The sequence below is a fragment of the Pedobacter sp. Bi126 genome (assembly GCF_918698245.1).
GTDB lineage: Bacteria > Bacteroidota > Bacteroidia > Sphingobacteriales > Sphingobacteriaceae > Pedobacter.
In genome coordinates this window covers 153268-177250 of record NZ_CAKKMS010000001.1, presented here as the reverse complement: position 1 = coordinate 177250, position 23983 = coordinate 153268, and the positions used below count along the sequence as shown (strand labels likewise).

Below are 23983 nucleotides of genomic sequence, written 5' to 3'. Positions count from 1 at the left end.
GCCCCACAGAGGCGTTGGTGCGGTTAGCCGCTGAGAGAAAAGATTGATTAGCTATGCTAATCTGTGGCCGTTGAAAAAAATAAAATATTGGAATGCAAGAAGATCTAACCGCACGTTTAAGGAAATCCTACAGTTACGAAATAATAGGGAAGGGCCGGGAAAGTGATTTCGACAGGATTAGCGAGATGGCTGCCTTAACTTGTGAAAGCAAGATTTCGTTAATTTCCTTTTCAGATGGCACCAACCTGTGGTGTAAAACCGTTAAGGACCTCAATGCCAAAGCGGTTAAGGCTGTTTTGCCCTTGTGCAACTATCCTTTGGTTTTAAGCCAAACGCTGATCATTGCAGATATTCTCGATGATGAACGTTTTAATGAGCATCTGGAGATCGTTAATGGAGAAAAAATAAGGTTTTACGCAGCATATCCGATAAGGGATAATAATGGCATTGTTCTGGGATCCTTAACGGTGATGGATATGGTGCCAAAAAAAATTACAACAACCCAGCAAAAGTTGCTTTCGCTGCTGGTAGAAGAAATCAGCGTACTCATTCACGAACGTGTAAAAAAGACTGAAGACAAGAATATAGGCCTGCTTTTCGAACATTCAGACGATCTTATCTGTATCCTGGATAAGGATTTGAAATTTAAGCGGATGAATACCAGTTTCGATATCAAAATGGGATGGACAGAACAGGAGCTCAGGCAAAAAACACTGCTCGATATTGTTCCGGCAGCTGAACTCGAACAAGCCGGCAGAATCTGGAAAAATCTGATAAGCCGTAAGCAGGAAGAGGATCCTACCCATCAGGTGGCCATGAAGGATGGAGGATTCAGGATGATTGAATGGACAGCTACAGTTGAGGAAAGGGATGGTGATGTATTCGCAATTGGTAGGGATGTAACTGCCGAAATGGAAAAGAACCATGCCTTAAAAGTCAGTGAACAAAAATTAAAGGCATTTTTTGAAAGCTCTCAAGGCCTCATGTGTACGCACGATATTCATGGAAACCTGATTTCGCTGAATCCTTCCGGGGCCAGGTCGCTCGGTTACAGAAGATCAGAATTGATTGAAAAAAGTCTTTTCGATATCATTCCCGCAGAAAGACATACTCATCTGCGCCAGTATCTGTTCGATATAGTTGAAAAGGGGCAATCGACGGGTTATATGATCATAAGGCGTAAATCGGGCGAGGAGCGCTTATGGTTGTATTCAAATATTTTGCAAAAAGACCTTCAGGGCGAACCTTATATAGTTGGGAATGCGGTAGATATTACAGACCAGAAAAAACTGGAGGCCGATCTGATACATATAAAGGATCTGCTCGAAGAAACCAGCGGTTTGGCAAGAATTGGGGGGTGGGAGCTGAATCTCAAAGATCAGCAGCTACATTGGTCAAAAATAACGCGCGAAATCCATGGCGTACCCGACGGATTTATCCCTACGACAGATAATGCCATCGCTTTTTATGAGCCCGGCCCAAATAGAAACCGGATCTTGCAAGCTATGGATGAATGCCTGAACAGCGGGAAGGAATGGGATGAGGAACTTCAGATCGTCGATTTTAATGGTCGTAATATCTGGGTGAGGGCTATTGGCAAAGCAGAAATTGCAAATGGAGTTCCGGTAAGGATATATGGTACTATACAGGATATTGATGAGCAGAAACGTGCTCAGCTTGCGGTTGCCGAATCTAAAAAACTGCTTGATGAGGTACTTTCGGCCGCTACTGGGGTAAGTATCATTGCGACAGACCTCGATGGAACAATTACAGTATTTAATGAAGGCTCTGAACGCATGCTGGGATATACAGCTGAAGAAATGGTCGGAAAACAGACGCCGATCATGTTTCATGACGAGCGGGAAGTTTCGGAGATTTGTGCTGATTTCAGCGCTGCTACAGAAGACGAAGTAACTGGATTCGGTTTTTATGCACAGTGTGCAGATAGTCCAGAAAGGGAAAGAATTTTTACTTTTATTACGAAGGATGCTAAAAGGGTGAGGGTATCATTATCTATTACCTCAATCAAAAGCAGTAATGGCGATACGATTGGATATTTAGGGATATCAATCGATATTACTCAGAAAGAAGCGATTCAGCAGGAACTTGCCCTGGAAAAGGCATTGTTGATTGCTTTTATTGAGAATGCACCTGCATCGGTGGCCATGGTTGATAATAACATGAAGTTTTTAATTGCGAGCCGCACATGGATAAAAGCTTATACCCAGATTGAAGGCGATATAAAAGGTTATTCCTATTACGAGGTATTTCCCGAGCTTTCTCAGGAACGTAAAGATGTGCATCAGGAAGTTCTAAGAGGCAGAACAATCAAAAAAGATGAAGATACTTATGTAAATCCGATAACTAACGACTTAAAGCATATTGCCTGGGAGATGACCCCTTGGTACAAAGCCGATAAAACTATCGGTGGAATGATGATCTTTACGCACGACATCTCAGCAGCAGTGCAGCATCGGCAGGAACTGACCGCGGCACGGTTGCGGGCAGATATTGCCAATTTTGCAAAATCAGAATTCCTGGCCAATATGAGCCATGAGATCAGAACGCCGCTTAACGGTGTAATCGGCTTTACCGATCTGGTCTTGAAAACCCAGCTGAACAGCACGCAGCAGCAGTATCTTAAAATAGTACACCAGTCGGCCAATTCCTTATTGGGAATCATTAACGATATCCTTGATTTCTCCAAAATCGAGGCTGGCAAGTTTGAACTTGATATAGATCGGTGCGATTTGTACGATCTTGCCTGGCAGGCCAGCGATATCACCAATTATCAGATCCATACCAAAAACCTGGAGATGTTGTTGAATCTTCATCCCGACCTGCCGCGGTTTATATGGGCCGATGCGCTGCGGTTGAAACAGGTATTAATTAATTTGTTGGGCAATGCGGCAAAATTTACAACAGAAGGTGAAATAGAACTTAAAATTGAATCACTGCAAAGCGAGGGCGACAATCATTTGTTGAGGTTCTCTGTCAGAGATACCGGTATCGGAATTGCCAAAAGCAAACAAGTAAAGATTTTTGAGGCATTCTCGCAAGAAGATTCCTCAACAACAAAGAAATATGGCGGAACAGGACTGGGGCTCACCATTTCCAATAAACTGCTGAACATGATGGATAGCCAGCTTCGGTTGGAGAGCGAACCGGGCGTAGGAAGTACCTTCTATTTCGATGTAAACCTGCGGTATGAACAAGGCGACCTGATTGAATGGATGGAAATGGGAAGTATCAGCAGGGTACTCATTGTAGATGATAACAATAACAACAGACAGATATTGACTGATATGCTTGTGCTGAAAAATATTGTATCTGACCAGGCAAAAAATGGTTTTGAAGCACTGCAATTACTGGCTGCAGGGCAAGCTTATGATGCCATTTTACTGGATTATCACATGGAGTATATGGATGGCCTTGAAACTGCTGCCAAAATCAGGGAAAATTTTCCTTCCGCTGATGGAGGCGAGATCCCGTTAATCCTTTTACACAGCTCATCTGATGATGGAAAGATCATCAAAGGCTGTAACGATCTTCATATCGATAACAGGTTACTTAAGCCGATCAAAATGAACGATCTTTATCTTGCCCTGACAAGAATAAGGACACGGGAAGCATCTTATCAAAACAGGCAGGATACTACACTCATGGACTCAATAGAAAGTCATGCATACCGGTTTCTAATCGTCGAGGATAATGCTGTTAACAGGTTTTTGACCCGATCTCTGCTGGAAAAACTGTATCCGAAAAGTGTTATAATGGAGGCAGAAAACGGTGTATTGGGCATTAGCCTTTTTCAGCAAGAAACTTTTGATCTTATTTTCATGGATATTCAGATGCCTGAAATGAACGGATATGAATCTGCCAGGAAAATAAGATCGCTGGAAGAGCATACCAGGGTTCCTATTATTGCGCTTACAGCTGCAAACGTGAAGGGCGAGCGGGAAAAAAGTATGGCTGCAGGGATGGATGATTTTATTACCAAACCAGTTTTAGAAGAACATATAGCAACCATACTTAATAAGTGGCTAGTGAAGCCAGTAAATTCGCTTAACAGCAAATTAAGGGATGGCGGTGCAAAAAAAAAACATTTTAATATTGCTAAGCTGAATCGTTACTTTAACGGCGATCGTATAAAACTGGGAAAGATCATTGGCATAACCATTGGACAGCTTCATGCTGCGGCAGGCCAGTTGAATAAAGATATCCAACCAGAGGATTATGATATGCTTATTTCCCTGGCGCATAAGCTATATGGAATGTCTACTTCTGCGGGACTGGAAAACCTGGCCGATATAAGCGGAAGACTTCAGACTATTTCATTTTATGAATTTGCAGCTATCTTAGCATTGGTAGAAGAACTAAAAGTAGGCATTGACGAGCTTATTCCAGTATTGGAAGTATATGTTCAATAAGCAAGTTGCATTACCATTGATAAGTTAGATAATTAAGGCGGAGCTAGCGGTATCGTTTAGCTATATGGGTACCTGATTGCTTTCTTGCCGGTTAGAATAGTCGTTGGCAGCGTAAAAATTTTTAACTGAAATCATAGGCAGGGAATGTCGTGTGGCAAATAAAGAAATGCTGCTATCCCAGATAGGAAGTGTAAAATGGGGGACAGGACTATAAGTCCAGATCCCCATTTTACACCTCCATCGCGGATGCGGAGCTGTCGGCGTCAGGTAGACATTAATGCAGCATACCTGCGGCACCTAAATCTTTTATTGGATAAGGGCCGCCCCAAGCAGCCCTGCGTATTACTTGACAGACATTTTAAAGGAAGGAGGAATCGATGATTCTGCTGATGCCCATAATTTATTAGGATGTTTACCCATCGTCAGTTCCAGTTTTCCGCCTTTCATTAAATCCTCATGGGAAAACCATGACTTGTTCCATACCTGTCCGTTCAATTTCGCAGACTGGATATATTTGTTTTCCGGTGCATAATTTAAGCATAACACTTCGAATTTTTTACCATTTCCTATATCCAGTTTTACACTGGAAAACATCGGGCTACCGATAACGTACATAGGCAGACCCGGAGTGATGGGGTAAAAACCCATTTGGGAAAAAACGACGAATGAAGTTAATCCACCTCCATCCTCATCACCCGGGATCCCCATCAAATCGTTACGGAACCATTGAGCAAGTAAACTGCGTACACGTTTCTGGGTCCGCCAGGGCTGACCGGCATAATTATACAGATAGGGAATATGCATGGCAGGTTCGTTGCCCATTGAAAACTGTCCAACATTACCGGTATGATCGGGTAACTGGGAATAAAAATCAAACCTGCTTTTTCCCAGTGGAGTATTGTACATTTTCTCGAGCTCATCAACAAAAGCCTGTTTTCCGCCTATCATCTCTACTAAATCGCCTAAATTATGCAGGACATCCCAGCGGTAAAGCCAGCCATTGTTTTCATCATACGTTTCCCTTGCTCCAAGTCCTCCTGAAAACCGGTAATCCAAAGGCTGGATAAATTTGCCGTCAATATCCTTTGGGTGAAAGAATCTCGTGTCTGGGTTAAATACGGTATGGTAGCTTTTACTCTTCTCTAAAAAATATTTAGCCTCATCTGTTTTGCCGAGTTGCTGAGCGATGTTGCCCAGGCACCATTCATCGTAAACGGTACCTAAAGTAACTGCTATGGGCTGGCGCTTTTCAAAACCATGAACCTCTGGTGCGGTTTCCTTTTCTCCTGGCGGCAATGCCGGAAAGTATCCTTTGTCTTTGAAAAACTGATCCAGGACACCAGCTTTTTTTCCCGACCAGGGTGATAGCGTTTTTTCGGTAATGCCAGCCTTACAATACTGATAAGCCTGCTCAAGGTTAAAACTTCTCAAGCCTTTATTATAGGCATCGATTATGGTGGCCACGCCATGATTGCTGTTCATTCTGCGGCTATCGCCGGTAACTTCAGGAAAAGTTGGCATCCAATGGTCGTCCATTTGCTGGGCCATACGCAGGTAGGAATTAATCATATTGCCTTCCATTTTTGGCTCGATTATCACACGTAGTGGGTGTGTTGCCCTGTAAGTATCCCAGATCCAATCATCGGTAAAAAAAGGAATCCCGTTATCATCGTGGACTTTTCCATCAAAGGCACTGAAATACCGACCATCTTCAGATAAACTGATCATGCGCTCATATGTGCGGTAGAGCGAGGTATAAAAAATGGTTTTAGCCGTTTCATCTGTTCCCTCTATAGCAATTTTCCCAAGGGTTTGGTTCCATATATTTTTTCCATTCTGTGCTACTTTATCTAACTGATAATCCTTTATTTCCCTATTAAGGTTTCGCTTTGCCTGCTCTACACTGATAAATGATATGCCGTAACGTGCTTTGATCTGCCTGGTATTGGCCGGATATTTTAGTATCAGATAAGCGTTCTGACCTGAAGCAGATTGATCCTGTGCGTCTATCTGACCGTTCTTTTGTTTGCCGGCAGCAATGGGTGATAGGTCAGTCTGGAAATAAATATAGACTTTGGTGTTATTGCTCAATTCCTGGAAACCGCTGACCACATTTTCTTTCACCGTAAGTTCCCCATTTCTGGTATTTAGAATCAGATAAGCAGGGCCAGATTTCGAAAAGTTAATGGAGTAGATTCCCGATTGATGCGAGGGCGCAAACTGGATATTAATGTCATAGTCATCCAGATCTACCTCATAATAATAGGGTTTAATGGTTTCGTTATCGTAACCATAAGCCATGGTCGCTTTAATGTTTTTCAGATCTCCCTGAAACGGGCTTAAATTAAAGGCTGAACTTCCCCTATGGCTGGTAATGACCAGCGGTAAACCATGTATCGTATTGGATGTGAAATTATCCCGCTCGGGATAAACCCTCAACAGACTGTTGGGTAAATGAACAGTAGGATAGGTGGGAACAAGCAAATGGCTAATATTCCCGATATAGGGGTTTACATAATCGACCGGCTGTTTTTTCTGTTGTGCAGTGGCTAGACTGGTAAATAATGTGAAAGCGTAAGCGCAGCTTAATAAAGCGCAGAAGTATTTTTTCATGTTTTTTTTGTAAAACCAACAAGCTTAGTATTACTTGAGTCCGCTGTTTTTACCCTAATTTAGAAGCTAAACAATATTTGACTGTGGGGTATTTGATTAAGAGAGCAAGTTAGTAAAACGATTTATTAAATTGTTATCAATTTTATCCTTTTTGGTATTTCTCATCTTTGGACGGCTTTTCCGTTGTCTATCTTTAGCATAAAAGGTTGCTGATTAAAGCGGAACATCCATTTTAGTGCTGAAGGTTTAACCAACGCTATGCACTCAAAACTAAGAAACATCTCTATGCTAATCCAGCTGATTAAATAGCCTATAGTGCAGAATAATGACCTAAATTAAGACGCTAAATTTAAATCTTACTAACCAAAATAATAACCTTATGAGAACTTTTAAACCAGTTATTCTGGCGCTTGCCTGCGCCACGGTAATGCAGTATGGCTGCAAGAAACAAGCAACAACGGAAGCGTCAGCAGAAAAAACTGATAAAGCCTTGCTGCAGCAAAACACCGCATCAGGAGGAGTACAAATTATGTCTGTGCTTTTTAATGGTGATGCCTCCAACGGATCGGCCAACGTATGGAAAGACATTAACATTGAAGGTACAGGAACGGTGACTACCGTAAATGATGAGACAGGCACACTAACCTGGAAATTTTTAAAGCCTGCTAACAGCCATAGGACAGAAGGGCATGGTGCCAAAAATTATGAAGCACAGGATGGGGATGAAATATACATTGGCTGGACCAGTAAAATCTATATGCCCACTACACTAAAAACGGAGGCCATATTTCAATGGAAATCCTATCCAACTACCGGATCGCTACAAAATCATCCATTGATGCTCAGAACCAAATCAGGAAACCTCGAATTACAGCATTTCGACGATAACCACGTGGCCACAGTACCATGGTCTACCACCCTGGCCGTTAACACCTGGCTTAAATTCGTTATCAGGATGAAAGTATCCAGAGATCCTGCAGTGGGCTATATTGAATTCTGGTACAATGGGGTTAAACAGACTCTTGCAAATGGTAGTCAGCGGTTGTATTGCAGAACTTTAGATGTTGATTACTGTGATCCGAAATGGGGTGTATATGGTGGCGATTCTTCGCAGGCAACGCATTTTGTTAAAAAAATAAGAATCGGTACAACTTATGCCGATGCAGCGCAATAAAATCAATGTAAGAAAAAGGCAAGCGCTTAGGCTTGCCTTTTCTTATCCTCCTTTATCCGGTTTTGGCAATTATGAGTTCATCTCCACTTTGTGGGTTTCGAATATTGACCGTCGTAGTAAAAGTAGTAATACGGATTAAGTTCAGCATTTTCGTCATCGGTAAAAAAATGATTTAATCTAGTTGTTTATCGTGGTTTAAGCTTCGGCAGGTCTTTAGTACAGAGGGTTTAAAAAAAGCAATCGGCTTATACTTGATTGATACAAATAATGTTAAATCGATGCATATTAGTCAATCATATTTAAAGGATATTAAACAAAATTGGCTTAGTTTTAAATATGAGGTTGGCAGCTGATGTCAATTTTGTTGACTAAATGGATAATTCCGATTAAAAAAAAACGATGAATTATGACGTAGTTGCAGATTAAAATATAATGCGGACTCCGTTATTTTATAAACAGAAAGTAAGAGATAGGCAATGCTGTTTATCTATAATTTTTGCAGGCTGTATTAGTTTTGAAGCTTTTTTAAGCAATGGCCGAATAAACCGGTCCTAACCAAATATTTATCATATCCTGATATGGAGATCATCAGTAATAAAAAAAATGTTTTAATTTTTAAGTTAGTTGTTTGCTTGATATGCCTTGGTGTTACAAGGATTAACGCTCAAAAAAATACTTCCAGACCATTAAAACTTTGGTACAATCAGCCAGCCGGGGTTTGGGAAGAGGCGCTGCCTTTAGGCAACGGAAAAATGGGTGCCATGGTATTCGGAAATGTGCAGCGGGAACGGTTACAGCTAAACGAAAGTACGCTATGGTCTGGTTATCCTGACCCTGGAAATAACCCTGATGGGCCAGTTCTGCTACCTCAGGTAAGGAAAGCAATGTTCGAAGGTGATTATCTAAAAGCTACGTCACTATGGAGCAAAATGCAGGGACCATATTCGGCAAGATATCTCCCTATGGGTGATTTGTTTTTGGATTTTGACCATAAAAATACGGCTTTTACAAATTACTACCGCGAACTTGATCTTGTTAATGCGGTATCGTTGGTAAAATATACCGTAGACGGAATTAATTATACCCGGCAGACTTATATGAGTTATCCCGATCAGGTATTGGTGATGAAGATAACGGCAAATAAGGCAAATTCAATTAGTTTCAGTGCTGGTTTAACGAGCAAACTGAAATATACTGTTGCAAGCGCAGATCAACACCAGTTGATTTTGAACGGTAAAGCGCCAAAATATGTGGCAGCAAGAGATTATGATCCGCAACAGGTGGTGTACGATGAAAAAGAAGGAATGAATTTTCAGATCAGGCTGAAGGTGGCAAATGTTGGTGGAACCGTGAAAAGTACTCCTTCTGCTTTAACGGTAAGCAAGGCAACAGAAGTGGTGATCTACCTAACAGGTACAACAAGTTTTAACGGTTTTAATAAGTCGGCAGGTTTAGCAGGTAAAGATCCATCGGCACAAACGCGCTCAAATATGAACAAGGCCATTAAAAAAGGCAGTTCGCGGCTTTATACCAACCATGTAAGTGATTATCAAAACCTTTTTAACCGGGTAAAATTTGAATTGGGAAATGCTGATCTGAAATCGGACCAGTTGCCAACGAACGAACGGTTGCTGCGTTTTAAGAACAGCCCAGTTCCCGATCAAAATCTGCTGACACTCTATTATCAGTATGGAAGGTACCTGTTAATTTCAAGCTCAAGAAAAGGCGGTCAGGCTACGAACCTGCAAGGCCTCTGGAATGATCTGGTGCAGCCACCCTGGGGCAGTAACTATACCACCAACATCAATACACAGATGAATTACTGGCTGGCAGAAAATACCAATCTTACCGAGTGTAATGAGCCCTTATTTAACCTCATCAAAAACCTTTCGGTTAATGGGGCGGTAACAGCCAATGTAAATTATAACATCAGTAAAGGGTGGGTAGCGCATCACAATTCGGATATCTGGGCCAAAACCTCTCCGGTTGGTGCCTTTGATAAAGAGGAGCGGGAGATGCCCAGAAAAACCTGCTGGCCCATGGCCGGAGCCTGGCTAAGCACCCACCTGTTTGAACATTACCGCTATACCAATGATACCCTTTTCTTGGAGAAAACAGGATATCCTTTAATGAAAGGTGCAGCAGAATTTATGTTGGAATGGTTAATAACGGATCCTAAAACGGGCTATCTGGTTACCAATCCTTCCACTTCTCCCGAGAATGTAGTTAAAATAAAGGACAAAGCCTATCAATTGAGTATTGCCTCTACAATGGATATGTCGATTATCCGGGAACTTTTTGAACAGTGCATCCAGGCCTCGCAGGTTTTGAAAAACGATTATGCGTTTGCAGAGCAACTTAAGCAGGCTAAAGCCAGGTTATATCCTTATCAGATTGGGCAATACGGACAACTGCAGGAATGGTTTCAGGATTGGGATGATCCTAATGATCAACACAGGCACATTTCTCAGCTTTACGGCCTTTATCCTGCCGGACAGATCAATGTTTATGAAAACCCGGCACTTTCATCGGCAGCAAAGCAGTCTTTATTGCATCGTGGAGATGTGAGTACAGGTTGGTCTATGGCATGGAAAACAAACTGGTGGGCGAGGCTGCAGGATGGTAATCATGCTTATCAGGTACTGCTATCGGCATTAAATTATATTGATCCACTTTCGCCAAAAGGACAGATGAGCGGTGGCGGAGCCTATCCAAATCTTTTTGACGCACATCCTCCTTTTCAGATCGACGGTAATTTTGGAGCTACCGCCGGGATGACAGAGATGTTGCTGCAGAGCCATTATGGCGAGCTGGTTTTGCTCCCTGCACTGCCTGATGCATGGCTATCGGGAAAAATATCGGGAATTAAAGCAAGAGGAGATTACAATGTAGGAATACAATGGGCCAACGGGATGCTCAAAAGGGCATCCATTAAAGCAAACAGAACCGGAAAATGTAAAATCAGGACATTTACGAAAATTAAGATTAACAATTCGGATGCAGCCCCCCGAACAGACGGTATTGAAAATGTTGTGGAAACGCAATACCTTAACCATAGCAAAACAGCCTTGCAGCCACTCAATTTAAAGCAGAGTTATGTTTATGAGCTCAACGTTAAAAAAGGAGAGACCTATTTAATCACTTCTGCTGATTAATTAAGTAGCCATTGCGTACAGTCCTAAAAGTGGATTAATTTATTTTTTGTTACCCGATTTCATGCAAAGATTTTGCATTCATTAGCGGTGCTATTCCAATTTATTTTTCTTTGCTGAGCTTGTTTTGTGGTAAATATTTGTTTTTCAGTCGATTAAGTTGTTTTGCTGCTCTGTTCGCCGCACCAGATCCGTTTAAAAGCTATTTTGACATCATCATTAACAGGCAATTTAAAAATTATATTCTGGGTTAACCATGCAATTTTAGCGCCAGGCATGTCTGGAAGGGATAAATATAGCCATTTTCATTAGGAAAGGATTTTTGAGTGCGGAAAAGATATTTGCCAAAATAGTTGACTAATTCGCCAATTCTTGCGCCAACTATTTCTTGTTTTATCCTTTAATTGCAGTAACCAAATATAAAACTAAAACGTATGAGTAACAGAAATTACCCAGGTTTTGAGAACCATTGGCGTTTTTTTACAAGTCATTTGTTAAACGTCAGCCATCGGGCCGTTCGGCCTGTCTCTCCAGTCTACTTTCCACTAACTTTTAATTCAGCGGTATGAAAAGAAAATTTACAAGATTTTTCTCTGCGCATTTAATGCTGCTTAAGGTAGCCATATTTGCGTGTTTGCTCACTTTGATCAACACTGATCTTTCTGCCCAGGGACAAACTAAGGTTTCGGGAACTGTAAAAGACCGTAGCGGGGCAGCCCTGCCAGGGGTAACGGTTCGGGTAAAAGATCAAACCGGTGGCGTATCGACTGATAATAACGGGAAGTTTACCATTTCTGTAGTCCCGAATGCCATTCTTCAGTTTAACATGATCGGGTATACAACCATTGAAAGGAAGGTTGGCGAAGGAGCAATGAACATTGTGCTGGAAGACGCATCAAGCGCGTTAGACGATGTGGTTGTAATCGGTTTTGGTGGTAAAGTTAAAAGAAGCGACCTAAGTTCTGCGGTTTCTTCTGTTTCGGCCAAAGATATCCAGGAGCGGCAGCCTGTAGACCTTTTGAATGCTTTACAGGGAAAAGCATCAGGCGTAACCGTCACTACCGATGGTGGTCCTGGCGGTGAAGGAACGGTTCAGATTAGAGGAGTTACTACTTTAAACGGTGGTGCAGGCCCGCTTTATGTGGTTGATGGTGTAATTACAGACAATGGCCGAAACATTAATCCATTGGATATTGCAGGCATCGAAATACTCAAAGATGCAGCTTCTGCTTCTATTTATGGGGCACAGGCCGCAAATGGGGTAATTTTAATTACCACAAAAAAAGGTATTGAAGGTAAACCCCGCGTTGATGTGCAGTATACACACTTGTTTGGTAAGCTGGCACATAAACTCCCTCAGAGCAACTCTGAAGAGGTTAGGGCCTTTAGAAGGCTGCAAAATGGGGGATTGATCACCGCTGGTTCAAATACAGATTCATTAAACGTTTCTTTTAATTCAGATAATGACCTTCAGGATCTGTTGTTGGGTAATACCGGCCAGCGCAACCAGGTAAATGCGAGTTTGGCAGGAGCCTCTAAAACCTTTAATTATTATTCAAGTGTTAATTATATCGATGATAAATCGATCGTGATCAACAGTTTTGCCAAATCACTTCAAACCAGGTTAAATATCTCCTATCAGGCACTGCCAAAACTGAAGTATACTTCCAATTTCTCGCTCTATTATCAAACCAAGAATGAAATACCCATTGCAAGAACGGTAAATGTTATTTTCGACAGGCCGGCAAACTCACTGATCTATTATCCCGATGGCGCATTAACAAGTTACATTGCCTCGAAGCGGAATCCTGTTGCAAATGCAATGTACGAAATCAATAAAACCGAAACCTATTCGGCACAGATCAACAACCAGCTGGATTTTGATATTACCAAGCATATTAAATGGACCACACTTTTTAACCTGGCTTACGAAAATCCACAGTATACATTTTTTGCGCCACGTTATGTAAGTCCAAACCGGAATACAAACAACGGTATAAATGAACTGACCAAAAATTTCAGATACGAAGCACAAACCTATTTTAACTATAACCAGAAGTTTAAAGACCATACCCTAAGTGCAACATTGGGTGCAAATGCCATACGTAGAACGCAAAGTGTATTTCATCTGGAATACCTGAATGCAGCAAGTGAAGAAATTACCGTTACACTGCCAGCTTATCTTACGGGCTCTAAAACCTATACCACGGGCACGGCCAATACCAACCAGGCTATTTTTGCCAGGGTAAACTATGATTATAAGAGCAGGTATTATGCAAGTGCGGTGTACCGGAATGATGGTTCTTCGCGTTTTGGCCCGGAGAACAAACGCGGATCCTTTTATTCAGGATCGATGGCCTGGCGTTTTTCAGCAGAAAAGTTTATGGACTGGTCTAAATCATTTCTTGATGATGCCAAAATCCGTGCGAGTTATGGCCGGGTGGGTAACGATCAGATCGAGGATTATGGTGCAATTACAAAAGTACAGTTTGAGGGAAATTATAATGGGGTAGGTGGCGCAGCCTATAATACTTCGATAGGCAACAGCCTGATTAAATGGGAAACAGGGATTCAGAAAAACCTGGGCTTGGATCTTACATTTTTGAAAGGAAGATTAAACTTTACCGGCGAACTTTATGAAAAAGAATCGAAAGACCTATTATACCAGCGCCAACTGGTTAAAGAAACCGGCTTTTCAACCGTTATCGTTAACCTTGGTTCAATTGTTAATAAAGGGATAGAATTTACCGTTTCCGGTACGCCGATTTCGAAAAAGAATTTTTCGTGGAACATAGATGCTAATATTTATTTCGAAAGGGGCACAATCAAAGAACTGGCAGGCGGTGTTCCGTTTATTGCAGGTAACAAATGGTATGTTCAGGAGGGTGGAAAAATCGGTGATTTTTATGGCTGGAAAAACCTGGGTGTTTACCAATGGAACGAATCTAACGCCTATAACGATAGCTGGGATAAATTGACCGTGGTATTAGGTGCAGATAACAAACCGCTGTATGTGAATGGAAAACCACAGTACACTTTAAACGGCCAGCCATACAGTGGAACGGTTCATAACCTATACGATCCTTCAGGTAAACTTGTTGGCGGAGATACAGAATGGGCAAATATAAAAAGAGACAGTTTAATAGATGACGGCGACCGCCATGTGATCGGCAATGCACAGCCTAAGTTTAATATCGGTTTTGGCAATACATTTAACTACAAAAGATTTTCATTGAATGTGCTGTTCAATGCATCTATAGGTGGAGATATCTACAATACCCTGTTGTATAATGCTAACAATCCATCCAATACCGGCCCTGGCAATCCTGATGTGCTGTATAATTCGTGGCAGAAACCTGGCGATATTGCAAAATATCCATATTATCCGAACAGACCTTCAAGAGGCAATTTAAAGGCGAACGGTAACAGTGCCTATCTGGAAAGCCGTTCCTTTATCAGGCTTGCGAGTATGAGGTTTGCCTATAGCATGGATCCTGCGCTTGCAAAACGGGTTTACCTAAAAGGGGTAACTGCATTTATATATGGTACAAATTTGTTAACCTGGACAAACTACAAGGGCTATGATCCTGAATTTAGCACTTCTAACCCTTTAACCCCTGGTGATGACACAGGAAAGTACCCTAAAAGAAGAGAACTTGGATTTGGTTTAAACATCAGTTTATAATAAGGATATGAAAACAATAAAATATACCTGTATTTTCATGCTATTGCTCGCTATGGGCAGTTGCAAAAAATATCTTACAGAGGCGCCTGTTTCGCAGGTGTCGAGCGATAAATTCTATAAATCTAAATATGATATTGATGCGGCTATGGCCGGGATGTATTCTGCTTTTCAGCTCACCATGGTGGGCGAATCGCAGTTTAACGATCGCTATCATTATTGGGGCGAATTCAGGGCCGATAATTTCGACCGTTTTCTCTCTTACACCAATACTTATACTACGGAAATTGCCCTTAATGCCCTTACCACAGATAATCCGTATGCAGATTGGTCAAGGCTTTATACTGTGATCGCCAGGGCGAACAGTAACATCAAATACATCCCTGGTGTACCCGCTTTAGATAACAATGTTACCCAGGCAATTGTGAATGCTAACCTTGCACAATCGTATGCCATAAGGGCGATAGCTTATTTTTACCTGGTAAGGGTTTGGGGCGATGCGCCGGTTTGGTTGGAACCTTACGAAGATAGCCAGGTTGCCGCAGAGCGGGAAAGAACCAAAGCATCCCAAATTCTCGACGATGTGATCATCAAGGATTTAAAAACAGCTTATGACCTAACGGTTAAAAATCAGAATGCATCAGTATACTATATGAATGAAGGAGCTATTTGTGCAGCCCTGGCAGATGCCTATATGTGGAAAAAAGACTATACCAATGCCATTCTTTGGATAAACAACCTATTTAAAGCAAAAAACCCAAAAGGTGCACTTTATACCGGTACATCCGATGCCAACCTGGAACCAACAGCCAGCTGGAAAAGTATATTTACTGCTCCTGCTGCGAGCATAGAAACCATCTGGTCTATCCACTGGGATTTTACCACAAACAGTTGCGCCTGCATGCAGATATCTTATTCGCCCAATAACAGGCAGATGCAGCTCGATCCACTTTTGTACGCCAGTTACTTTTTGCCTCAGACTCAACCTGTTCATACCAACGATATCAGGCCTAAACAAACACTGGATGTATATGCTGTTGCTAATCCGGCCCTAAACAACCGCGATCGTTTCCTTAAATTTTATCCAAGCCCTTCAAACCCTGTTGGGGCAATACCTACTACAGAATTAAACCTGTATTACAATCAGAATACTCCGGTTTATTTACCAATGTACCGGTTATCTGATATTTACTTGCTTTATGCCGAAGCGCTCAACGGAAACAACGATTTGCCGAACGCACTTAAATATTTAAATTTTGTGAGGAAAAGGGCAAATGTAGATCAGTATCTGGCAACCGATATTAAGGTAAATGCTAAAGCAGCAATGGAAAATGCAATTTTAGAAGAGCGCCAGTATGAACTCATCGGCGAAGGTAAACGCTGGTTCGACCTGGTAAGAACAAACAAAGTGAAAGAAGTTATGGATCCGGTGTTAAAAGACCGCCAGCTTAGAAATGGCAACACTGATATTGTAGGTTTTACTGATGTGCGCCGTTCTTATTGGCCATTAAGCAGGGCAGTAATGAATTCCAATAAAAAACTGGTACAGAACCCTGGTTATGGCGAGTAATGGTTAATTTTTAACAGTGGGCCTGTCTATAACAGCAGGCCGTAAATGATATAGAAATGAAAGTTTTTAAAAATAGAATATTGCCATCAACTTTATTGATTTTGATTGCGATTAGCCAAAGTGGCTGCGGAAAAATGTTCGGTTTAGAACGTCAGAAAGATTACGATTATGTAAAGAAAACGCTTGATCCCAATATTGGTGTATCGGCCCGTAAGTTTCTGGAAGACAGGGCGTCAGGTACGGGCATGGCAAACGATCCGACTGATACCGTTTTTAAGTATATGAAACTGGGCCTGGAGTATGCAGGGATAGACCTTGCAGAATATGAAAAGAATGATCGTACTTTCCTGTTCCTGCATAACCTTGGGGTTAGGGTACTACCAACGAAAGTAACCAATGGCGTAACGGTAACAACCAGCAACATACCAACAGCAGGTTTGTGGTTCGATTATCCAATTGTTACTGGTATCAATCCCACCACAGGCCTACCTATAACCAAGCCTGCAACCAAATGGAGCGATTACCCGAGAGAAGATGTAAAGAATTATTTCTTATACCTGATAGGCCAGGGCAAGTATAATTTCGATAATCTCAATGCCAATAATGTCCCTGTAAAATCAATTCTTCCCGCAAATGCGGTGTTGTCCAAATCATCAATGTTGGGTTATGCCAACAATGGCAAGGGCTTTGACGAAAATGGCATTTTTTATCTGAAAATATTGAATAACAGCGATCAGGCACCAATTGTGCATAACAACAGAACCAATGACCGCAGTGCTGGTTATGTGGCTACCAATGGCATTGTACACGTTTTTGGGGCATCGATGGCACCCTCATTGTAACCTGTGGAAGACCGACCGGGCATAAAATATGTGCCCGGTTTTTATTGTTTTCTACCATAACCTATACCGCAAAAAGAATATACCCAGCGGAGGTTCCAACTGCATGTATTTAGCATCAACATCGCCATGAAATTGATCAGATTGTTACTTTTTACCGTATTGCTATTAAACCTGCATTTTAGTTTAAATGCTCAGGGAATCACCTGGACACCAGTAGCGCCTGGTGTATGGAAAGGCGTATTTGGTATTCCCGAACCTTATGATCTTTTAAAAGCTTCGGGTGCTAAACCAAATCAAGAATCTTTAGGCAGATTAGGGGATGCTATGTTTCCTTTCTCTGATCAACCCATAACAGCACAGCTTAACGATGGCAAAACTTATTTAAGAATCCCGCTTGACAAAACCGAGCAACTTTACGGTTTCGGATTAAATTTTCAAACCATACACCAGCGGGGAAAGATCTTGGAACTGCATGTAGATCATTATGGTGGGAAAGATAATGGCAGAACGCATGCTCCGGTACCTTTTTATGTTTCATCAAACGGATACGGCGTTTTTATCAATTCGGCACGATACCTTAAAGTATGGGCAGGTACTGCAATGAGGAAAGACAGTAAAAATTTTCCCATACCAAAGGATAGAAATTCTGATAAAAGCTGGTCATCCCGAAACAACGGCGATGAGGTAGAAATTTTAGTTCCGGCGGCTGGTGTAGAAATTTACGTTTTTGCTGGGCCTAAACCGTTGGATGCTGTTAAAAGATATAATTTATTTAACGGCGGCGGCTATTTACCACCGCGTTGGGGGCTGGGTTTTACACAAAGGGTAATGACCCGTTCAACAGCTGCCGACGTAGAAAAAGAAGTAAATAGTTTTGAAGAAAAGGGTTATCCCTTAGATTTTGTAGGTCTGGAGCCTGGCTGGCAAAGTAAAGCTTATCCAGGTACGTTTTCGTGGGATAAGAGCAGGTTCACTAATCCGGGTGCTTTTGTGAAAAATATGTTGGCCAAAGGGATCAGGCTCAATCTTTGGATTAACCCTTGCGTTTCGCCGGATGCACCATTTTATAAAGATATTAGCCCCCTAACAGCTTCGCATACCGTATGGTTGGGTGAAGTACCCGATTTTACTTTACCAAAAGCACAGCAGCTTTTTTTTGATCAGCTGCAAAAAGACCAGGTAGCTATCGGAATAAGTGGATATAAAATTGATGAGGTTGACGGATATGATTATTATTTATGGCCAGATGTGGCCACTTTCCCTTCGGGTACCAGTGCCGAGCAGATGCGGCAAACTTACGGGTTATTAATGCAGCGTTACTCGGCAGAAATGTTCAGAAAAAGCAACAAACGTACCTATGGCTTAGTCAGGGCATCAAACGGCGGAGGAACCTCATTCCCTTACGTAATTTATAATGATTATTATAATCATGAAGATTTTATTACCGCACTCATTAACAGTGGTTTTGCCAGTGTACTGTGGACACCCGAGGTAAGGGCTTCCAAAACCGGCGAAGAATGGTTAAGAAGGTTCCAGTCTAATGTTTTTTCGCCTATGGCCATGATTAATGCTTGGGCAAGTGGCACCAAACCTTGGACTTACCCCGATGTGGAAAAACAAGTGAAAGAATATGCTTTATTAAGGATGAGGATGATGCCGTATTGGTATACCGAATTTGCAAAATACCATTTCGAAGGCATACCACCGTTTAGGGCAATGAATTTGGAAGATGGTTTTAAGCAAGAGGCAAAAGCAGAAGCGGGTAGTGCTAATTTAGAAGAAAATCCTTACGCAGAAGCGATTGCCAAGGAAATAAAAGACCAATACATGGCAGGCGAATATTTATTGGTTGCCCCAATGTTTACCGGACAAACCCAACGCAAAGTGATATTGCCAAAGGGTAAATGGTATGATTTTTACACGGGCGCTTTTGTTGGCGATGGGCAGGTGATTACTGCAAGCCCTGGCCTGGATAAAATACCAGTTTATGTTAAAGATGGCGGTATAATCCCACTGATGCCGGCCTTACTTCATGCACCAAAATTAGGCGAAAAAGTAGATCTCGAAATCCGCCACTATGGCGAAAAAGCCAGTGAATATAATTTATATGACGATGATGGCGAGACTTTTGAATTCGAAAAAGGAGCGTTTACCTGGAGGAAAATTAAAGTTGAAAGGCTGAAAAACGGTAAGTTAAAGGGAAGCATCTCTGCACCTGAAAAAGGAAAACCCAATACCATTGCTAAAGTAAGTTTTACATTTATGACTAAATAACATGATGCTAAAAATTAAATATGCGCTGTTTTTATGCTTTGTTATTGCTTTTCAGGCTAAAGCGGATGATGGTTATACTGCTGATGCGGCTAAAGTGCTGAAAAAGCAAATTTTACAAGAAGCAAAATGGGCTTTAGCGCAGGTGCCAATAACAGTTACTGCACAAAGTTCTCCACGAAGCGCAGGTGGCAGACACGATTACTTTTCGGAAGGCGATTACTGGTGGCCAGATCCAAGCAACGCAAAAGCGCCTTATATTCAGAAAGATGGACTAACCAATCCCGATAATTTTGTTGCCCATCGCCATGCACTGATCCGTTTCAGTAAAATTATCGGCGCCCTGGCGTCAGCATATAAAATTACGGGAGATGAAAAGTATGTTAAACATGCATTTCTACATTTAAAAGCATGGTTTGTAAACGCAGAAACGTTAATGAACCCCAATCTGTTGTTTGCACAAGCCATACAAGGAAGATTTACCGGGCGGGGAATTGGCATTATAGACACCATACAATTGATGGAGGTTGCGCAAGGCGTTTTAGTGATGCAAGATTCAAAAGCCGCAGATAGCACGGCATTAGCAGCCATAAAAAAATGGTTCGCTGAATATTTAACCTGGTTAACTACGCATCAATATGGTAAAGATGAAATGAACGCCGAAAACAATCACGGAACCTGCTGGACCATGCAAGTGGCTTCATTTGCCAGGCTTACCAAAAATAAAGCGCTACTTAATTTTTGTAGAGAACGTTACCAAACGGTGCATTTACCTAACCAAATGGCAGCAGATGGCAGTTTCCCGAGAGAAACTAAACGTACCAAACCATTTGGCTATTCGCTCTTTAATTTAGATGCGATGGCTACACTTTGTCAAATCTTATCCGATAACGAAACCAATTTATGGACTTTTCAACTGACAGATGGGAGAAGTATAAAAAAAGGAATTGAATATCTCTATCCTTTTGTGAACGACAAATCGCTATGGCCTTTTCAAAAAGATGTAATGCATTGGGAAAACTGGCCGGTTGCCCAACCCTTCTTACTATTTGGCGCAAATGCCTATCAAAATGAAGCCTGGTTTAAAACCTGGAAAAAATTAGATCATCAACCAAAAGATGAAGAGGTAATTAGGAACTTACCCATTAGAAACCCATTAATATGGATGTAATGAAGAAACTATTTATTCTTTCAACCCTGGTATTTGGCCATTTTTTTGCATTTGCTCAGGTAAATGGCGATGAGGATAAAGACATGTTTAATCAGGCGAAAGACCGCGATCAAAAGGCAGTTGATGAAGCGGTTAATACCTGGTATTCAGCTTCTATGAAAACACATGTGCAGCGCATAAAATGGTGGAGAGACGCTAAGTTTGGCATGTTTATACATTGGGGCGTATATTCTTTGCCTGCCGGAGAATGGAAAGGCAAAAAGGTGAGCGGTTATGCAGAACACTTAATGCGCAAGGAAAAAATATCGAAAAAAGCGTATTTAGAAGTTGCCCATCAGTTTAACCCAGTTCTTTTTGATGCAGATAAATGGATTTTAGACGCTAAAAAAGCAGGAATGAATTATTTTATCACTACGGCAAAACATCATGATGGCTTTGCCATGTACGATTCAAAAGTTTCGGATTTCAATATCGTGGCTCAAACGCCATTTAAAAGAGATCCAATGGCCGAATTAGCGGCGGCAGCCAAAAAACACGGAATGAAGTTTGGCTTTTACTATTCACATGCTTTTGACTGGGAACATCCTGATGCGCCCGGCAACGATTGGGAATACAAGAATCCGGGCGGAGATTTAGGTTTATATGGTGGTGTAAATTGGTATGTAGCGCATCCGGAGTTATTGCCAAAGGCAATAAAATATGTGGATGAAAAAGCAATCCCACAAATTAAAGAATTGCTTTCCAGGTACCATCCCGATATTTTATGGTTTGATACACCACAAAAATTGCCGCTTTCCGAAAACATCAGGATTTTAAAAGCCATTGGAGAGACAGATCCAAATGTAGTGGTAAATGGGAGGTTGGTAAGAAGTGCAAGTGCCAATTTTGGAGATTATAAAAATACTGCAGACAGGCCAGCCGAATTTTATCCGGTAGAAGGAGATTGGGAAGCTATTCCAACCACAAACGAATCGTATGGATATAGTAAATATGATAATTCACATAAAACGTCAGATTTTTTCATTCAACTTTTAGCTAAAGCAGCCGCTCGCAATGGTAATTTACTCTTAAATATGGGGCCAAAGGGCGATGGTACTTTTGACGCTAAAGATTCACAGATACTTTCAGGAATTGAAAAATGGGTAGCTAAAAATGCCGAAAGTATTTACAAAACCCATAAAACGATAATGCCCTTACAAAGTTGGGGTGTAACTACACAAAGTGAAAATAAGTTGTATTTACATGTATTTGATTGGCCTAAAGATGGAAAATTATATGTGGGAGGCTTAAAATCTAAAATGGATAAGGTTTATTTTTTAACCGATGTTAAAAAACACACATTAATCACGCAAGCTCTTGGTGATGGCGATTTCTATATCAATGTGCCAAAAAAAGCACCTGATACCGCTAATACCGTAATTGTTGTGGCTTTAAACGGACAACTAAAAGCCGATAATTTACATTATGTGAGTACAAATACCGCTGTAACCAGATTATTGGCCTTTGATGCCGATTTAAGTAACGGATTTAAGTTTGGAGATGGAAAAACCGATCGTTTTTATGTAGAAGGATGGGAGAAAATGGGGCAGACAGTCAAATGGGATTTTAGAACATCGTTTCCACAAAAATTTAAAATTATCATTAAATATTTAGCTGATAAAGACGCTGAAGGAAGCTATAATTTTAAGATTGATCAACAGGAAGTTAAACAAAATGTACTAACCAGCGATAAAGTGATCTCACAAAATATTGGAGAAATACAATTAGCCAAAGGAATACATCACATCAATATAAATCCAGATAACATTTCAAAGAATGAATTAATGAAACTTTTAGAAGTTCAGTTAATTCCTATAAATTAATTACGATGAAACTTAAATACAGTATTGCCACAATCATTTTATTAGCCACACAAACCTGTGTTTTTGCACAAAAAGTAAATGTTAAAAAAGCATTTAAACAGGCTGCTGCTCAAACCAAATTAATGTTGCAGGAAGTGGAAAAAGCTGTCGACGCTGCCAAACCAGAACTAATTTCGCCAAGGACATTAGACAATGGAAAGCTAAAATTGGTGGCGAGCAGAGATTGGACAAGCGGATTTTTTCCGGGGGTACTTTGGTATTTGGATGAGTATTATAAAACCGATGAATGGAAAGCAGCGGCCAGAAAGTTTACCACCCTTATAGAAAAAGAAAAAACCAATGGCACCACGCATGATATGGGTTTTAAGGTTTTTTGCAGCGTAGGTAATGCATTTCGCCTAACTGGAAGTGCCCATGATAAAGCGGTAATTATTGAAGGTGCAAAAACTTTGGCCACCCGCTTTAACCCTAAAACAGGCGTGATATTATCCTGGGACCACAGCAGGGATAAATGGGTAAACCCTGTAATTATTGATAACATGATGAATTTAGAACTGTTATTTGAAGCGACGAAACTAACCGGAGATTCATCTTTCCATAAAATTGCGGTAAGCCATGCTAATACCACCATGAAAAATCATTTTCGCCCCGATTTCAGCTCGTATCATGTAATCGATTACGACCCAAATACAGGTGCTGTGCTGAAAAAGAATACCCATCAAGGTTATAGTCATGAATCTGCCTGGGCCCGCGGACAAGCATGGGGTTTATATGGTTATACCATGTGCTATCGTTACACTAAAAATCCAATTTACTTAAAACAGGCAGATAGTATAGCAAAATTTATTTTCGACCATCCAAATATGCCGAAAGATTTAGTGCCCTATTGGGATTTTAATGCACCTCAAATCCCGAACGAGCCAAGAGATGCATCAGCTGCTGCTGTTATGGCTTCAGGCTTATATGAATTAAGCAGATACAGCAATCAAGGAAGTGATTATTATGAAAAAGCAAACCAGATTTTAAAAAGTTTAAGTACAGACTACATTGCGCCGATTGGAACGGCCAAAGGTTTTATCTTATTGCACAGCACAGGCTCAAAACCATCGAATAGCGAGGTAGATGTGCCACTAAACTATGCCGATTATTATTATTTAGAAGCACTGCTAAGGTATAAAAACTATAAAAGATAGCTGTCCAACGAATTACCGATTAA

General features: G+C 41.2%; 11 protein-coding genes. 10 read left to right on the top strand and 1 reads right to left on the bottom strand.

The features are described 5' to 3' along the window. The first annotated feature begins 92 nt into the window (after positions 1–92). On the top strand, positions 93–4430 hold the full coding sequence (locus LQ201_RS00540; RefSeq protein WP_230144190.1) for a PAS domain S-box protein: 4338 nt from the start codon (positions 93–95) through the stop codon (positions 4428–4430). Between the two features lie 342 nt (positions 4431–4772). On the opposite strand, the gene LQ201_RS00535 is transcribed toward LQ201_RS00540, so the two are convergent. Continuing rightward, a complete protein-coding gene (locus tag LQ201_RS00535; RefSeq protein WP_230144191.1) occupies positions 4773–7043 on the bottom strand; it encodes a GH92 family glycosyl hydrolase in 2271 nt (756 codons plus the stop codon). 379 nt (positions 7044–7422) lie between these two features. Here LQ201_RS00535 and LQ201_RS00530 point away from each other — a divergent pair, with 379 nt between their 5' ends. From LQ201_RS00530 to LQ201_RS00490, 9 genes are all read left to right on the top strand, one after another. Continuing rightward, positions 7423–8217, top strand: a complete 795-nt coding sequence (locus LQ201_RS00530) for a heparin lyase I family protein (protein ID WP_230144192.1) — start codon at positions 7423–7425, stop codon at positions 8215–8217. Positions 8218–8795: 578 nt separating this feature from the next. Next, the gene (locus LQ201_RS00525) at positions 8796–11372 is read left to right on the top strand and encodes a glycoside hydrolase N-terminal domain-containing protein (RefSeq protein WP_230144193.1); all 2577 of its coding nucleotides are present in this window, start codon (positions 8796–8798) and stop codon (positions 11370–11372) included. Positions 11373–11934: 562 nt separating this feature from the next. Further along, on the top strand, positions 11935–15054 hold the full coding sequence (locus LQ201_RS00520; protein WP_230144194.1) for a SusC/RagA family TonB-linked outer membrane protein: 3120 nt from the start codon (positions 11935–11937) through the stop codon (positions 15052–15054). Between the two features lie 7 nt (positions 15055–15061). Then, on the top strand, positions 15062–16621 hold the full coding sequence (locus LQ201_RS00515; protein ID WP_230144195.1) for a RagB/SusD family nutrient uptake outer membrane protein: 1560 nt from the start codon (positions 15062–15064) through the stop codon (positions 16619–16621). 56 nt (positions 16622–16677) lie between these two features. Continuing rightward, positions 16678–17463 (top strand): hypothetical protein, encoded by a 786-nt coding sequence (locus LQ201_RS00510; RefSeq protein ID WP_230144196.1) that lies wholly within the window; start codon positions 16678–16680, stop codon positions 17461–17463. Between the two features lie 126 nt (positions 17464–17589). Then, positions 17590–19737 (top strand): TIM-barrel domain-containing protein, encoded by a 2148-nt coding sequence (locus LQ201_RS00505; protein ID WP_230144197.1) that lies wholly within the window; start codon positions 17590–17592, stop codon positions 19735–19737. A gap of 1 nt (position 19738) precedes the next feature. Beyond that, on the top strand, positions 19739–20905 hold the full coding sequence (locus tag LQ201_RS00500; protein ID WP_230144198.1) for an alginate lyase family protein: 1167 nt from the start codon (positions 19739–19741) through the stop codon (positions 20903–20905). Further along, positions 20905–22767, top strand: coding sequence for an alpha-L-fucosidase (locus LQ201_RS00495; protein WP_230144199.1), 1863 nt, complete (start codon positions 20905–20907; stop codon positions 22765–22767). The genes LQ201_RS00500 and LQ201_RS00495 overlap by 1 nt, the downstream gene beginning before the upstream one ends. A gap of 5 nt (positions 22768–22772) precedes the next feature. Continuing rightward, positions 22773–23960, top strand: a complete 1188-nt coding sequence (locus LQ201_RS00490) for a glycoside hydrolase family 88 protein (protein WP_230144200.1) — start codon at positions 22773–22775, stop codon at positions 23958–23960. Positions 23961–23983 lie beyond the last annotated feature (23 nt).